The following is a 15,657-nucleotide window of genomic DNA, read 5'->3' on the forward strand; positions in this document are numbered from 1 at the left end:
CGGTTTTTGTGATTATTCACAAATTAATTCGTTATAAACCTAGCGCAAACCATGAGAGACGCCGGCCTGTGCCGTCGGCGCCACGCCGGCCTCGGCGGGGGCTGCGCCGAGAAAGCGCGATTCGCGCTCCAGCAGGCGGTTGATGCGCTGCTGGCCTTTGGCCAGGGTCGCGCCCAGCGGCTCTCCGGAGACGACGACGGACGCCACGGTGTCGCCCAGCAGGCCCATGACGCGGGACTGCCGCGCCACGGTCGTCGGCAAGCCCGTGCCATGCGCCGCCACCGGACCGAGCGACGCCCGCATCGGCAGCGCCTTGAACGCGGCGCTGTCCACCGCCGACTGCCTCGCGGGCAGTTGGCCGGTGCGGGCCCAGGCCAGGCTCTCGTCGTTGAGGAAGCGCAGGAAACGCAGCGCGGCGGCGCGTTCCTGCGGCGTCTGCCGCGGGTTGCGCAGCATCACCCACACGTGGCTGTCGGCCCAGGTCGCGGGCCGCGCGAAGAGCGTCGGTTCCGGCACCGCCTCATACTGGCTGCTCAGCGGATTCCCGGGCTTGGCCGCGCGCGTGGTGAGATCGCCCAGCAGCCAGGTGCCGTTAGGCATCACGCCGCCGGCGCCGGCCATGAAGGCCTGCAGCGCGGCGCTGTAGTCCATGTTGCGCGTGGACAGGCCCTCCGCGTAGACGGTGCGCATGAACTGCACGGCCTCGCGGACCTGCGGGCTCGTGAGATCGACGGCCTGGTCGCCGCGTGGGAACAGCGTCCCGCCCTGCTGCGCGACCAGCCCCAGCACCGAACGCGCGAAGAAGCTCGGATCGTTCAGCGTCAGCCAGACGAAGTAGGGCTTGCCGGTCGCGCGCTTGAAGGCACGCGCCTGATCGAGCAGCTCGGCCGTCGACCTGGGCAGACGGGCATGGCCCTTCGCATCGACCAGTCCCGCCTGCTTCATGAGGCCGAGGTTGATGTGCCACAGCGCCGCATGCGAGTCGTAGGGCAGCGCGACGACGTGACCTCCAAAGGTCACGCCGTGGCGCGCATGCGGCGTGAAGTCGGCGACCGCGACACCCTCGCGCTCGAAGCCGTCCTCGAGCGGCTGCAGCAGGTCGCGCTTGGCGAAATCGCCCAGCACCGAGCTGTGCATGATCGCGAGGCTCGGCAGGTCGCCGCCGACGATGCGCGCGCCGAGCTGCTGGTAGTAGGCCGAGTGCTCCACCACCTGCGTGTCGACGCGGACGCGGCCGGCCTCGCGGGCGTTGAACCGGTTGGTGAGCGCGGTGATGATCCCGCACTCGCTGCTGGCCTTGGACGGATCGGTGACCTGGCCGTACTCCGCGTCGCAGCTGCCGAAGAAGCGCGCGAGCGTGATGCGGACTTCGCTGCCCTGCTCCGCCTGTCCTTGCGCGACCGCGGCGATGCCAGCAAGGCTCAGACACGAGGCGACGACGAGCCGACGCCACGGCGACCGCACGGGGAGAGCCGCGCCCGGCTTGATGCGATGGGGCTTCATGCGACCTTCCCTCCCGCCACCGCCGCGACGATGTGCCGCTGGAAGAAGGCGTAGAGCACCAGCACCGGCAGCGCCGCGAAGACCGCCTGCGCCATCAGGAAGCCCAGCCCTTCGGACTGCGCGAAGTTGGTCTGCGTGGCCGCCAGGCCCAGCGTCAGCGTGTACATCTCGGGACGGGTCGCGGAGATCAGCGGCCAGAGGTAGTCGTTCCAGGCGGCGAGGAAGCTGAAGATTCCCAGCGTCGCCTGCGCCGGCAGCGTCTGCGGCAGGATCACGCGCCAGAAGATCTTCCAGCGGGAAGCGTTGTCCATGAGCGCGGCCTCTTCGAGCTCGCGCGGGATCGCCTTGAAGAACTGCGTCATCAGGAACACGCCGAATGGCGCCGCGAGGCGCGGCAGGATCAGCCCGGCGTAGCTGTTGTGCAGGCCGAGCTCCGCGAAGATGCGGTGCAGCGGGATCACCACCGCGGGCTCCGGCACCGCCAGGCCCGCGAGCGCCAGCGCGAAGGCGATGCGGCGACCGGGGAACTCGCAGCGCGCGAAGCCGTAGCCGGCCAGCGAGGAGATGAACAGCACCAGCGCCGTCTGCACCAGGGCGACCACGCAGCTGTTGAGCACCCAGCGGAACACCGCCGGATTGGCGAGGATGTCCGCGTAATTGCGCAGCGTGAAGGGCGTGGTGAGGAGGGCGTCGGTGCGCTCCATCAGCACCGCGTTGGACTTCAGCGACAGCGCGAAGACCCACCCGAGCGGCAGCATCCACAGCACCGCGAGCGCGATGGCGACCCCGAGGAGCGCGCGGTCCCACGGACCGTTCTGCCAGACGCGGGCGCTCATGACTGCGCTCCTTCGCGGCGCTCGGCCCAGCGCTGGAACGAGACCCCGAGCACCATCAGCACGAACAGGATCTGCGCCGCCGCGGCGGAGTAGCCCAGCGCCCACTGGTCGAAGAGCGCTTCGTAGATGAACATCACCAGCGTGCGGGTGCTGTTGTTGGGGCCGCCGTTGGTCAGCAGCTGCGCCTGGCCGAAGATCTGCAGCTGACCGATGACCTGGATGATCGCGACCATGATCAGCGTGCGGCGCAGCGCCGGCAGCGTGATGAAGCGGAAGCTGCGCCAGCGGCTGGCGTTGTCGAGCGCGGCGGCCTCGTAGAGGTCCGGCGGGATCTGCTGCAGCGCGGCGAGGATCAGCATCATCGGCAGGCCGATGCCCCACCACAGCGTGACCAGCGCGATGAAGGGCAGCGCGAGGGATTCGTTGCTCAGCGGCGCGAGGTCCGGCAGGCCGAAGGCCGAGAGGCTCTGGCTCAGCAGCCCGCGGTCGGGCAGCAGGACCAGGCGCCAGATCAGCGTGACGACCGTCACCGACAGCACGTTGGACGCGAAGAAGGTGCCGCGCAGCCAGGCGCCGGTGCGGCCCGGCCGGTTCAGCACCAGCGCGAGCGCCAGGCCCAGGCCGACGAAGGCCGGCGTGCAGATCGCCGCGAAAAGGATGGTGTTGCGCGCGCTGCGCAGGAAGACCTCGTCGCGCAGCAGGTCCAGGAAGTTGGCCAGGCCGACGAACTGGCCCTTGCCGGTCAGCAGGTCGACGGCGTGGAAGGACAGCCAGAAGCCTTCCAGCACCGGCGCGGCGAGCAGGCCGAGGTAGCAGAGCGCGAACGGCGCGATGAAGGCCCAGCCGACCCACGCCGGGCCGTCCATCGCGGAGCGGCCGAGTGCGCCGCGCGGCGGCTCGGCGCCGGAGACCACCTCGGCCACCTCGGCCACCTCGCCCGCGGCGGCGCCGGCGGTGAGCGTCGCGGCGCTCATCGGACTTCCGCCGCGGTGGCGCCGGCGAGGAGCGCCTCGACCGGAACGCCGTCCGACGCCGGCTCGGCGTGATACGCCAGGCCGGCGCCGTCGAAGAGATGGACCTGCGCCAGGTCGGGACGCAGGCGCACCGTCTCGCCCATCGCGAGCGTGCTGTTCACCGGCACTTCGGACACGACGACCGTGCCGTCGCCCAGGCCGACGTGCGCGAGGCTGCGCTCGCCGAGGCGCTCCAGCAGCTCGATGCAGCCGGTGACCGGGCCGTCGGCGGCGAGGCGCAAGCCCTCGGGCCGCACGCCGACCTCGAGTCGACCGGCGATCGATGTCGCCGCGATCTGCGTCGTCACCACCGCGCCGCCGGGCAACCGCACGGCGATGCGGCCCTGCTGATCGGCCATGCGCTCGACCGGCAGGAAGTTCATCGACGGGCTGCCGACGAAGCCCGCGACGAAGCGCGTGCGCGGGCGTTGATAGATGTCCATCGGCGGACCGGCCTGCTCGACGCGGCCGCCGTTGAGCACGACGATGCGGTCGGCCAGCGTCATCGCCTCCACCTGATCGTGCGTGACGAACACCATCGTCGCGCCCAGCCGTTTGTGCAGCCGGGCCAGTTCGATGCGGGTGCGGTTGCGCAACTTCGCGTCAAGGTTGGACAGCGGTTCGTCGAAGAGGAAGGCCTTGGGCTCCTTGACGACGGCGCGCCCGATCGCAACGCGCTGGCGCTGGCCGCCGGACAGTTGCGCGGGACGGCGCTGCAGCAGCGTGTCGAGTTCCAGCATGCGCGCGGCGTCCTCGACGCGGCGGCGCACCTCGGCGTCGGCGATGCCGATGTTGCGCAGCCCGAAGGCCATGTTGTCGAACACGCTCATGTGCGGGTAGAGCGCGTACTGCTGGAACACCATCGCCAGCCCGCGCCGGCCGGGCGGCAGCGCGGTGACGTCCTGATCGGCGAGCAGGATGCGCCCGCCGGAGACGCTTTCCAGCCCCGCCAGCATGCGCAGCAGCGTGGACTTGCCGCAGCCCGACGGGCCGAGCAGCACGATGAACTCGCCCGCGCCGATGGTGAGCGAGAAGTCCGGGATGATGTCGACGGACCCGTAGCGCTTGGCCACGCTCGAGAACTCAATGCTTGCAGTCATACGTCTCCTGCCGGGCGCCGTCGGTCGCGACGCCTCTGGTCGATCGTGAACGAGGTCATCGCGCCCCGTTCACCGTGTCTCAGTCCGCGCGGGTCGATCCGCGCTTGCGGGCGCCATGTTGCCGCAACAGCTCGGCCTCGCGTTCGCGATACGGCGTGCCGTCGGTGTGCAGCACGTCGTGGAACCAGACCAGCGGCGGATCGATGGTGTACGGCTTCTTCCAGGAGTCCCACGGCATCTTGGTCTGGCTCTTGCCGTCGACGAAGCCCCAGTTGAGCATGCCGACGTCCTCGCGCCAGGCGATCGGCAGCGCGACGTCGAAGGTCGAGCCCAGGCTGCGCGCCATGTATTCGGTGCAGATCAGCGGGCGGCCGTAGGCCTGGAGCTGCCTGATGCGGGATTCGAGCTTCTCCGGCCAGCTGTAGTCGTGGAAGCTGATGACATCGGAGCCGGCCAGCTGCGCCTTCTGCACCGCGTTCAGTGCGTTGGACTCGGGGCCCCAGTCGTCGCCCAGCCAGACGCCGCTGGTCAGCGGCTGCGAGGGTCTCTGCGCGCGCGCCCAGTCGAAGACCTGCGGGATCAGCTCCGCGACCAGCGCGATCTTGTCCTTGGCCTCGCGCGGCAGGTAGTAGCCCATGCCGCCGCCCTGGTTGTCGGGCTCGTTCCAGACGTCCCAGTAGCTGACGCGCGGGTCCTGGCCGTAGGTCTTGACGATGTCCTCGACGTAGGCGCGCAGCGCGGGCCAGGTCGAGCGGTCGGCGAGCTGCGTCGCGGACGGGCTCTGCACCCAGCCGGAGTTGTGCACGCCGGGGATGGGCTCGCGCTGCGGGCCCAGCTTCGGATGCGGATCCCAGCAGGAGTCGAACAGCACGAACATCGTCCTGATGCCGTGACGGTCGGCGATGTCGAGGTACTGGCCGATGCGCGCCTTGAAGCCCGCGGCGTCCTGCGCCCACAACAGGTCGTGCAGGAAGACGCGCATCGTGTTCATGCCCAGGCCGGCGGCCCAGCCGAGTTCGAGGTCGATGCGCTCGGCGTCGAAGCTCTCGGCCTGCCACATGGCGAGCTGGTTGATCGCGGAGGCGGGCACGAAGTTGGCGCCCAGCGATGGCGGCTGCGCCTGGAACCAGGCATGCGCCTGCTCGGGCGTCCAGCGGGCGAGTGCGGAAGTGGAAGTGCTCATGGTCTTGTCTTCGGGGTGAAGCGGTAGGTCAGGCGATGGCGATAGACCTCGCCCGGGCGCAGCACGGCATCACGCTGCGGCCATTCGGGATGGTGGGGGCTGTCCGGCAGCGCCTCGGGCTCGATCGCAAGCCCGCCGTGCTTGCTGTGCGGACGGCCGTGGCGGTCGGGTGTCTGGGGCAGGAACTCGCCGGCGTAGAACTGCAGGCCGGGCGCGTCGCTGTGCAGCGCGAGCGTCAGGCGGCCATCGCCGGAACGCAGCACGGCGGCGGCGCTCTCGCCCTCCGGCGCGTCGATCAACCAGCAATGATCGTGGCAGGCCGGTTGCACATCGAGTCGGCGCAGCGCCTCGAGCGCGTCGCCGATGCGGCGCGGCTCGCGGAAGTCGAAGGGCGTGCCGGCGACGTCCTGCTGCTCGCCCGTCGGGATCAGGTCGGCGCGTACCGGCAGGTAGCGGCCGCCCGCGATCTGCAACTGCTGGTCGAGGATCTGGCGATCCGGCCCGTCGAGGTTGAAGTAGGCGTGGCTGCTGAGGTTCACCAGCGTCGGCGCGTCGGAGCGGGCCTCGAAGCTCACGCTGACGGTGAGCGGCGCCTCGACGCGGTAGGTCACGCGGACGTCCAATCGGCCGGGATAGCCCTGGTCACCGTCTTCCGAGCACAACGTCAGTTCCAGCATCTGCTCATCCCGATGCGCCACGTCCCAGACCTTGCGGTGGAAACCCACGGGGCCGCCGTGCAGTTGGTTCGGGCCCTCGTTCGCGTCGAGCGCGAAGCGCCGCCCGTCGAGCTCGAACGACGCACCCGCGATGCGGTTGGCGTAGCGCCCGACCACGGCGCCGAGGTAACCCGGCTGGCGGAGGTAATCGTCCGGTGTCTCGTACCCGAGCAGGACTTCGCGTTGCTGACGTTCCCCACCTTCCGGCCCGTCCTGCCGGTCCTGTCCGTCCTGCCCGTGCAACGGGACGATGCAGGACATCCACGACGCGCCGGCGTCGGTGACGGTGATGCGCAGGCCGTCGGGCGAGCGCAGCTCGAAGGTCTTGAGCGCGCTCATGCCAGCACCCCCGCGCCGTCGGAAGCGGCACAGACGTGGACCTCCGCCGCGCGGCCGTCCGGCGACCGGTAGCCGCGTTCGACGGCGACGCGGATCTCGTCGACCATCGCGCGCGGTGCGAGCGCGATGACGCAGCCGCCGAAGCCGCCGCCGGTCATGCGCGCACCGCCGTGATCGCCGATGACATCCTGCATCAACGCGGCGAGCGCATCGATCGGGGGAACGGTGATCTCGAAGTCGTCGCGCATGGACCAGTGGGACTCGCGCATCAGGTGTCCGATCGCGGCGAGGTCGCCGCGCGTCAGCGCGTCGGCCAGGCCGGCGCAGCGGCGGCTGTCCCAGATGATGTGCCGGGCGCGGCGGCGGACGACGGGATCGAGCTGGCCCGCGCGGTGCGACCACAGCGCATCGTCGACGTCGCGCAGCGCCGTCACGCCCAGACCTTTGGCGGCAGCCTCGCATTGCTGGCGGCGCAGGTTGTATTCGCTGTCCACGAGGCCGCGCTGGATCTTCGAATCGACCACCAGCACCGCGATATCCGCAGGCATCGGGATCGGTCGGACCGCCAGGCTGCGGCAGTCCATCAGCAGCGCATGGCCCTTCACGCCGAGCGACGACGACAGCTGGTCCAGCACGCCGCAGCGGCAGCCGGCGTAGACGTTCTCGGCGCGCTGGCCGGCAAGCGCCATCGTCGAGGGCGGCAAGGACCAGCCGTTCAACGCGGAGAAGGCGTGGCCGATCGCCATCTCCAGCGAGGCCGACGAACTCAGCCCCGCACCCTGCGGCACGTTGCCCGCGATGGACAGCGTCGCGCCGCCGACGGCGTGCCCCTGCTCGCGCAGCACGGCGACCATGCCCTGGACATAGCGCAGCCACTGCGGGCTGGCGGCGACGTCCGCCGCGTCGCCGATGAGGAAGCGGCCGCGGGCGCCGTCGCCCGGATCGCCCGCTTCGGCAGGCAGGTCGCAGGCGAGGACCTCGATGACATCGTCGTCGCGGTGCGCCGCGGCCACGACGGTGTCGCGGTCGATCGCGCAGGGCATCGCGAAGCCCTCGTTGTAGTCGGTGTGCTCGCCGATCAGGTTGACGCGCGCCGGCGCGCGGCTCAGGCGCTCCGGCGACTGGCCGAACGCGCGCTCGAATCCCTGCACCGCGCGTTCACGCGGTGTCGCTTGGCGATCCTGGCTCATGCGCCCTCCGCCTGCGCGGCGCCGCGGCCGAGCGGTTTCGCCTGCCGGTAATGCACCGTGTCGCTGGCCTCGCGCAGCCGCTGCGCGGCGGTTTCCGGGGTGAGGTCGCGCTGCGCTTCGCCGAGCATCTCGAAGCCGACCATGAACTTGCGCACCGTCGCCGAACGCAGCAGCGGCGGATAGAAATGCGCGTGCAGCTGCCAATGGCGGTTGGCGTCGTCGTCCGGCTGGCCAGCGCCATGCGGCGCGCCGTGCCAGCCCATCGAATACGGGAACGAGCACTGGAACAGGTTGTCGTAGCGCGTCGTGAGGCGCCGCACCGCGACCGCGAGATCCTCGGCCTGCGCCGGTGTCATCGCGTCGAGGCGCAGCGTCGGCGCCTTGGGCAGCAGCAGCGTCTCGAACGGCCACGCGGCCCAGTACGGCACGACGGAGACCCAGTGTTCGGTCTCGACGACCACGCGGTCGCCCGCGGCGAGCTCATCGCGGACATAACGCACCAGCAGGGGTTCGCCGTGGCGATCGAGGTAGTCGCGCTGATGCGCATCGGCGAGCACAGCCTCGTCGGGCAGCTGGTCCAGGCCCCAGATCTGGCCGTGGGGATGCGGGTTGGAGCAGCCCATCGCCGCGCCCTTGTTCTCGAAGACCTGCACCCAGCGGTGGCGTGCGCCCATGTCGGCGGACTGGTCCATCCACGCCTGGACGACGGCGCGCAACTCGGGGACGTCGAGTTCAGGCAGCGTGCGGGCATGGTCCGGGGAGAAGCACAGCACGCGGCACTCGCCGGCGACGGGCATCGCCTGCAGGAGATCCGCGCCCGCTTCATCGGCGACGGCGAGGCGCCCTTCATCGCCCCGCGCCGGCTGCAGCGCCGCGAAGTCGTTCGTGAAGACGAAAGTGCCGGTGTAGTCCGGGTTGCGCTGGCCGTTTGCGCGGACATTGCCGGCGCACAGATGGCAGCTCGGGTCGTGGCGGGGCAGCGGCGTCTCGTCGAGCGACTCCTGTGCGCCCAACCAGGGCCGCTGCGTGCGATGCGGGGAGACCAGCACGTGACGGCCGGTCAGCGGATTGCGGCGGCGATGGACGCGGCCGGGGGCATCAGCGGAGGTGGCGGTCTCGGCGCCTCGCCCGTCGTGGTGTGCGGGGTTCATGGCCACCATTATCACGAACTTGTTTGTTATTAATGATCCGTCTTTACCCTAGGAAGCGTCCGCCGTCCCAGAGAAGCGGAGGGCTATCCCATAAACTCCCGAATCCGTCGGGTCCAAACGTTGACCCGGGACGAGCACAGAGGGGACGCGCATGGTGGAGGTCTCGGGCAGCCGGGTCTTGATGGTCGAGGGGGACGCGGCATTGGCCGTGGCCAAGGCCTTGGCGTCGGACACGCGGCAGGCGATGCTGGGCCTGCTCACCCACCAGGTGCTGAACGTCTCCGAGCTGGCCGGTGCCATGAACCTGCCGCACTCGACGGTGAGCTTCAACATCAACCAGCTGCAGGCGGTCGGCCTCGTCTCGGTCGAGGTGGAGCCCGGCACGCGCGGCCAGCAGAAGCTCTGCTCCAAACGCTACGACGAGGTGCGCCTGCGCCTGCCCGGCGCGGCGATCGAATCGCGGCCCAATGTCATCTCGATCAGCATGCCGATCGGCAGCTACCGCCATGTCGAGGCCAAGCCCACCTGCGGTCTGGTCAGCGAGAGCAAGATCATCGGCATGCTGGACGACTCGCGCTCGTTCTTCGAGCCCGAGCATGTCTACGCGCAACTGCTGTGGTTCGGCGGCTCGGGCTACGTGGACTACGCCTTCCCGAACAACCTGCCCTACGGCGCGGTACCCAGCCACCTCGAGCTGTCGATGGAGATCTGCTCCGAGGCGCCGCAGTTCAACGAGGACTTCCCGTCCGACATCACGCTCTGGATCAACGACCGGGAGATCGGCACCTGGACCAGCCCCGGCGACTACGGCGGCAAGCCCTCGCTGCTGATGCCGAGCTGGTGGCAGGTGGACCGCACGACCCACGGCCTGCTCAAGCAGTGGAGCGTGGGGGAGAAGGGCTCGATGATCGACGGCGTGGCGCTGGGCGCGGTCAAGATCGGCGACCTGGACCTGCCGCAGACCAACCACATCAAGGTCAGGCTGGGCATCAAGGACGACGCCCGCAACCGCGGCGGCCTCAACCTGTTCGGCCGCAAGTTCGGCAACTACCCGCAGGACATCGTCATGCGGATCGCGTTCGACTTCCCGCGCGGGCACGGCCCCGACGCGGTGGGCGCCAACGCTTCGGCATCGCCGAGACCGCGCGAGATGCGCTGAGCGACCCAGGCGCCGGGGCGCTGCCCCACTTTCACGACGCTCGTTAGTAACAAACATACTTGTTATTAACGACCGATCCGGTCTACCATCCGCGCCGATCCCACCCGGGGCGCGGCATGAGGCCGCGCCGATGCGGCGGGACAGGAGACCTTCCCATGCATCCAGACACGGACGCGGACCTGCCGCGCCGCCGTTGGCTCGGTCTGGCCGCCGGCCTGGGACTCGCGGGCGCCGCGATGTCGACCGGCTGCGCCGGTGCCTCACCCGCCCGCCCCTCCGCCGCGTCGTCCGGCGCCGCCGCTTCGGCCACCGCCTCCGAGACCGCCATGTCGACCACTTTCACCAACCCCGTGCTGCCGGACCGCGAGGCTGGCGATCCTTTCGTCGTCTTCCATGAGGGCGCGTACTACCTGACGGCGACCTTCGATCCGAACGGCGGCGTGTGGGTCTACCGCTCGAACCGGTTGAGCGACTGGCGCGGCGCCGAGCGGAAGAAGGTCTGGACCGCGGATTCCAGCGGCCCGCGCAGCGCCATGATCTGGGCGCCTGAGCTGCACCCCTTGAACGGCCGCTGGTACCTGTACTTCACCGCCTCCGACCAGGTCGACGCGAACCACCGGCATTACGTGCTCGAAGCCGACCATCCGATGGGGCCGTACCGCGACCTCGGACGCGTGCATCTGGCGCATGAGCGTTATTCGATCGACGGCTCGGTGCTGCAGCTGGCGGACGGCCGGCTGTTCTGGATGTACGCCGACTCCGGCCTGTGGATCGCGCCGATGTCGAGCCCGGCCAAGGCGATCGGCCCTGGCGTGCGCATCGTCCAGGGCGAGCACGACTGGGAGCGCGGCTGGCACCAGGTCGACGGCCGGTGGCAGGTCCAGGCCAAGGACTACTGGATCGAGGCGCCTCAGCCGCTGCGTCACGGCGGGCGCGACTTCGTCGTGTACTCGGCGGGGCACACGGCGGCGGTGTACTACCTCGGCCTGCTGGAGCTGACCGGCAAGGATCCGATGGATCCGAAGAGCTGGACCAAGCATCCGAAGCCGGTGTTCAGCCCGGAGCCCAGCCCCGGCGGCGGCGCGCCCGGCGTCTTCGTCCCGGGTCACAACAGCTTCACCAAGTCGCCCGACGGCAGCGAGGACTGGCTCGTCTATCACGCCAAGGACAGCGCGGAAAACGACGCGCGCGGCCGCACCATGCGCATCCAGCGTTTCACCTGGGCGGCGGACGGGAAACCGGACTTCGGTCGCGCCATCCCGGCAGGCGTGCCGCAGCGCAAGCCCTCCGGCGAAGTCTGAACGGAGAACGCCATGGCACCCCGATCCCGCTTCTCCTTGTCCGTCTCTCAACCCGGCCTCTTGCGCTCGTTGGCGACTGCCGCTTCGGCCTTGCTGATCGGCGCCCTGCTCGGCGCCTGCGCGAGTTGCGGCGGTGGCTCGTCGAGCGCCGGCACCGCGTCGCCCACCGCGCCGCCGCCGACCACCCCGCCGCCCGTCGCCCGCACTGGCACCTTGCTGAACGGGGACGCGCCGGCCTTCTATCCGCGCCTGATCCGGCTGAGCCATCAGACCGACGCGTCACTGAACGGCGCGCTGCTCGCCAGCACCATCTCCTTCGACGGCGATCGCGGACAGGGCAAGCTGTTCCTCAGCAAGGACGACGGCGCCAGCTTCCAGCCTCAGGGTGCGGTGACCGATGGTGCGTGGCCGAAGGGCCTGTGCTGCGGCTCGGTATTCGAGCTCCCGACGGCGGTGGGCGCGCTGCCGGCAGGGACGCTGCTGTGGTCGGCGTCAGTCGGGCAGGACACGCCCGGCCAGCCGATGACACATCCGATCCACCGCAGCGACGACGGGGGCAAGACCTGGCGCTTCCTCGCGAATTGCGGCGTCGGCAACAAGCCGCGCGGCGCCGAGGGGACGGGGATCTGGGAGCCGGAGTTCCTCGTAACGCGCGATGGGGCGCTCGCCTGCCTGTATTCGGACGAAACCGACGGCACGGCGGCCGGCGTCTCGCAGACGCTGAAACTGATGAGCACCGCCGACGGCGTCACCTGGACGGCACCCCGCGTGATCGTCGACGCGGTCAAACCGACCGACCGCCCGGGCATGGCGGTGACGAGCCGGCTGGCCGACGGCCGCTACCTGCTGACCTACGAGCATTGCAGCACCGCCGGGCTGGATTGCCGGGTGGCGATGAAGTTCTCGGCGGACGGCCTGGACTGGGGGGATCCTGCGGCACGAGGCGAGGAGCCGAAGACGGCCGACGGCCGCTTCTTCCGCCACACGCCGACGCATGTGCCTTTGCCGGCGAGTCAGCGGATCGCGCTGGTCGGGCAGTTGTTGTTCAACGCGGCCGGCCAGGTGGACACCGCCGGCAACGGCCGGACGGTGTTCCTGAGCAGCACCGCCGACGGCAGCGGCGCATGGACGACGATGGATGCGCCGGTGACGCTGACCAACGCGCCGGCGCAGACGAACTGGTGCCAGAACTATTCGTCGCCGCTGCAGCCGAGCGCCGACGGCAGGCGGCTGATCATGCTCGCGAGCGACTTCGAGACGAACACGGCCGGACAGCAGGTCTGTCGCACGCGCTTCGGCAGCGCGGCGCTTCCCACGCCCTGACGCCTCTTACTCCCTCTCCCGCACTGCGAGAGAGGGTTGGGGTGAGGGTCGAGGCAGGACCTGCCCGCTCAGATCGCGATGGCGTGAAGCGCGGTGGCGGTCCGGGCGGTCGGCCACAGCGCCAGCCCGCCGGCCAGGCTCCACGCCTGCCCATGGCCCAGGCGCCGCAGCGCCCGTGCTGCCTGCGCGCTGCGGTTGCCGCTGCGGCAGAAGAAGATCACCGGCGTCTGTTCCGGGAGCGCGCGCCAGCGCGGCAACGCGTTGACCAGCGCCGACAGCGGCACCGCTTCCGGCGCCAGCTCCTCGGTGGGGCTCATGCGCGCTTCGTAGGCCTCACGCACATCCACCAGCACCGGCTTCGGCCCGAAGCCGTCGCCCAGCATCGCCTGCAGGCCGGCGACGTCGAGTTCCACACGCTCCGTCGCCCGCGCGCAATCCACGCGCGCGCCGCAGGCCATGGTCTGGTATTCGGTCGGCGCGAGGTCGTGCTCCAGCACGCCCTTGCCGATCGCGAACGCCTCCGCGCTCAGACGGCCGTTCAGCACACCGTCGAGCAGCGGCTGCGCGCCGCACTCCACGGCGAGCGTCGTCGCGAAACGGTCGTCGTAGTCATGACCGGGCAGCAGCAGCCCGTCCAGGCCGACGTGGCGCTCCAGCGTCTTCAAGGACGACCCGAAGGCCGCCGGTGCGCTCTGCTCGAAATCGCTGCGACCCAGCGCGCCCGGCATCACCGTGTCGCCCACGAAGGTCGCGATGAGCTCATCGGCCTCACGCAGCAGGTAGGCCGTCGAATCTTCCGTGTGTCCCGGAATCGCGAGGCGCGTCAGTCGGTGCACCCCAAGCACGATCTCCTCGCCGTCCCGCGGCCAGCCCAGCGCATCGACGCGATCGGCGAGCGCCTCCTCGGCGAGCAGGCTCGTCATCGCGTCCCGCAGCGCCTGCGCCGACGACGCATGGTCGCCGTGGCTGTGCGTGTCCAGGATCGCGGCCAGCGTCAGCCCGCGACATCGCATCCACTGCGCCAGCGTGCCGGTCAGCTCCGGCAGCGGATCGACGACCACGCAACGGCGGCTCGCCACGTCGGCGACGACGTAGCAGCACGCCCCGTCCACGGCGAAACGCGTCAGCAGTTCCGGCGCCTGAGGCGTCTCGTTCGGCGCGGGGCTCTGGCAGGTCGCGCGCAGGGACTCGCCGCAGGCGCGCAGGCGTCTGCAGGCCTCTTCGATGGTCGACTCGGTGTCCGCCGCCCCGAAGGACAGCCGCACCGCGGAACCCGCGCGCCACGCCGGCAGGCCCATCGCCTGCAGCACGTCGCTGGGCGCCGCCTTCGCCGCACCGCAGGCGGAGCCCCCGCTGACGCGCAGGCCGGCGGCATCGAACAGGTCCAGCAGCAGCTTCGCACTCAGCCCGGGGACCGAGACGTTGAGCGTCGTCGGAAGGCTGATGTCGAAGGGCGCGTTGAACACGACGCCGGGGAAGGCCTCGCGCAGCGCGTCGGCCAGACGCTGGCGGCGGTCCAGCAGCTGCCCCAGCGACGCGAACACGCCGCCGCCTTCCAGCGCCTCCAGCACCGCGCCCAACGCGGCAATGCCGGCCATGTTCTCCGTGCCCGAGCGCTGGGCGCCTTCCTGCCCCCCGCCGGCCATCAGCGGTGTGAACGGCGCGCCCTCGCGGACGTAGAGCATGCCGACGCCCTTGGGCGCATAGAGCTTGTGGCCGGAGAACGGCGCGTAGTCGATGGCGCGTTCGCCCAGCAGCAGCGGGAGCTTGCCCAGCGCCTGCACGCCGTCGACCAGCCACAGCGCGCCGCTGCCGCGCAGCGCGTCGGCGATGCCGTCGAGGTGGCTGATGACGCCGGTCTCGTTGTTGGCGGCCATCGTGCAGACCAATCCCGCCGAGAGCGCATGCGCGCGCAGCCAGGCCAGGTCATGGCGGCCATCGATGCCGACGGGGATCGCGACGACCTCCAGATCCAGGCCCAGCAGCGTGTTCCAGTGCCTGAGCGCCTCGGGGACGGCCTTGTGTTCGGTCGCGCCGTAAAGCAGCCGCGGCGGGATGCGCTGGCCGGCCTCGCGCCGCTGCCGGAGCGAGGTCAGCGCGGACAGCACGGCGGTCTGGATGCCTTCGGTCGCGCCGCTGGTGAAGACCAGCCGGCCGCCCGGTGCGCCGAGCACGCGCCGCGCGGTGGCGCGGACCGCGTCCAGCCGGGCCCGGGCCTTGAGGCCGCTGCCGTGGATGCTGCTCGGGTTCCCGAACGCGTCCGCCATCACGGAGAGCGCGGCGTCGCGGGCCTGCGGCAGGACGGGGGTGGTGGCGTTGGCGTCGAGATAGATTTCCATGGCCGTCGATTGTCAGAATTCACGCTTGGAATCCACGTGCAAAATCCATCTTTCCTTGGCCGAATTCGGCAATTGAATTCCAAGATTGGCTGATATGACGAAACTGGATTCCATCGACCGCAAGATTCTGGATGTCCTGCAGCGGGACGCGTCGGTGCAGGTGAGCGAGTTGGCGGCCGAGGTCGGCTTGTCGACGACGCCGTGCTGGCGCCGGGTGCAGCGGCTCAAGGAGTCGGGGGTGATCACTCGCAACGTGATGCTGGTGGACCCGAAGAAGGTGAACGTCGGGGTGACGGTGTTCGTGTCGGTGCGGACGAACGTGCACTCGCAGGCCTGGTTCGACCAGTTCCGCGCGGCGATCGAGGCGATCCCGGAAGTCGTCGAGTTCTACCGGATGAGCGGCGATGTGGACTACCTGCTGCGCGTGGTTGTGCCGGACATCGCGGCCTACGACCAGGTGTATCGCCGCCTGATCGCGGGGACTCAGCTGTCCGACGTCAGCTC

General features: G+C 70.2%; 13 protein-coding genes. 4 read left to right on the forward strand and 9 right to left on the reverse strand.

The window, feature by feature from the left end:
* Window positions 1-39: 39 nt before the first annotated feature.
* The 8 genes from PV762_RS25150 to PV762_RS25185 form a co-directional block, all read right to left on the reverse strand.
* Window positions 40-1,503 (reverse strand): extracellular solute-binding protein, encoded by a 1,464-nt coding sequence (locus tag PV762_RS25150; RefSeq protein WP_421037732.1) that lies wholly within the window; start codon window positions 1,501-1,503, stop codon window positions 40-42.
* Entirely contained in the window at window positions 1,500-2,339 is an 840-nt protein-coding gene (locus PV762_RS25155) for a carbohydrate ABC transporter permease (RefSeq protein WP_421037733.1), read from the reverse strand. Before PV762_RS25155 ends, PV762_RS25150 begins: the two co-directional genes overlap by 4 nt.
* The gene (locus tag PV762_RS25160; RefSeq protein WP_421037735.1) at window positions 2,336-3,313 is read right to left on the reverse strand and encodes a carbohydrate ABC transporter permease; all 978 of its coding nucleotides are present in this window, start codon (window positions 3,311-3,313) and stop codon (window positions 2,336-2,338) included. Before PV762_RS25160 ends, PV762_RS25155 begins: the two co-directional genes overlap by 4 nt.
* On the reverse strand, window positions 3,310-4,452 hold the full coding sequence (locus PV762_RS25165; protein WP_421037736.1) for an ABC transporter ATP-binding protein: 1,143 nt from the start codon (window positions 4,450-4,452) through the stop codon (window positions 3,310-3,312). Before PV762_RS25165 ends, PV762_RS25160 begins: the two co-directional genes overlap by 4 nt.
* 79 nt (window positions 4,453-4,531) lie before the next feature.
* A complete protein-coding gene (locus tag PV762_RS25170) occupies window positions 4,532-5,635 on the reverse strand; it encodes a hypothetical protein (protein WP_421037737.1) in 1,104 nt (367 codons plus the stop codon).
* Window positions 5,632-6,690, reverse strand: coding sequence for an aldose epimerase family protein (locus PV762_RS25175; protein WP_421037738.1), 1,059 nt, complete (start codon window positions 6,688-6,690; stop codon window positions 5,632-5,634). The genes PV762_RS25170 and PV762_RS25175 overlap by 4 nt, the downstream gene beginning before the upstream one ends.
* The gene (gene galK, locus PV762_RS25180) at window positions 6,687-7,880 is read right to left on the reverse strand and encodes a galactokinase (RefSeq protein WP_421037739.1); all 1,194 of its coding nucleotides are present in this window, start codon (window positions 7,878-7,880) and stop codon (window positions 6,687-6,689) included. Before galK ends, PV762_RS25175 begins: the two co-directional genes overlap by 4 nt.
* Complete coding sequence (locus PV762_RS25185) at window positions 7,877-9,031, reverse strand: UDP-glucose--hexose-1-phosphate uridylyltransferase (RefSeq protein ID WP_421037740.1); 1,155 nt, start codon at window positions 9,029-9,031, stop codon at window positions 7,877-7,879. The genes galK and PV762_RS25185 overlap by 4 nt, the downstream gene beginning before the upstream one ends.
* Before the next feature lie 151 nt (window positions 9,032-9,182).
* Here PV762_RS25185 and PV762_RS25190 point away from each other — a divergent pair, with 151 nt between their 5' ends.
* The 3 genes from PV762_RS25190 to PV762_RS25200 all read left to right on the forward strand — a co-directional run bounded on the left by PV762_RS25190 (window position 9,183) and on the right by PV762_RS25200 (window position 12,814).
* Window positions 9,183-10,190, forward strand: a complete 1,008-nt coding sequence (locus PV762_RS25190) for an ArsR/SmtB family transcription factor (RefSeq protein WP_421037742.1) — start codon at window positions 9,183-9,185, stop codon at window positions 10,188-10,190.
* 155 nt (window positions 10,191-10,345) lie between these two features.
* Complete coding sequence (locus PV762_RS25195; protein WP_421037744.1) at window positions 10,346-11,491, forward strand: family 43 glycosylhydrolase; 1,146 nt, start codon at window positions 10,346-10,348, stop codon at window positions 11,489-11,491.
* 12 nt (window positions 11,492-11,503) lie between these two features.
* On the forward strand, window positions 11,504-12,814 hold the full coding sequence (locus PV762_RS25200) for a sialidase family protein (protein WP_421037745.1): 1,311 nt from the start codon (window positions 11,504-11,506) through the stop codon (window positions 12,812-12,814).
* A 68-nt stretch (window positions 12,815-12,882) separates the two neighbouring features.
* Here the strand turns inward: PV762_RS25200 and PV762_RS25205 are convergent, their stop codons facing one another.
* Window positions 12,883-15,153 carry an aminotransferase class V-fold PLP-dependent enzyme gene (locus PV762_RS25205; protein ID WP_421037746.1) on the reverse strand — a complete coding sequence of 757 codons (2,271 nt, stop codon included), beginning with the start codon at window positions 15,151-15,153 and terminating at the stop codon, window positions 12,883-12,885.
* 103 nt (window positions 15,154-15,256) lie between these two features.
* Here PV762_RS25205 and PV762_RS25210 point away from each other — a divergent pair.
* Window positions 15,257-15,657 (forward strand): Lrp/AsnC family transcriptional regulator (locus PV762_RS25210; RefSeq protein WP_421037754.1); only part of this gene is annotated, 401 nt, incomplete at its 3' end.

Source organism: Mitsuaria sp. CC2, from assembly GCF_048957715.1.
Lineage (GTDB): Bacteria > Pseudomonadota > Gammaproteobacteria > Burkholderiales > Burkholderiaceae_C > Roseateles.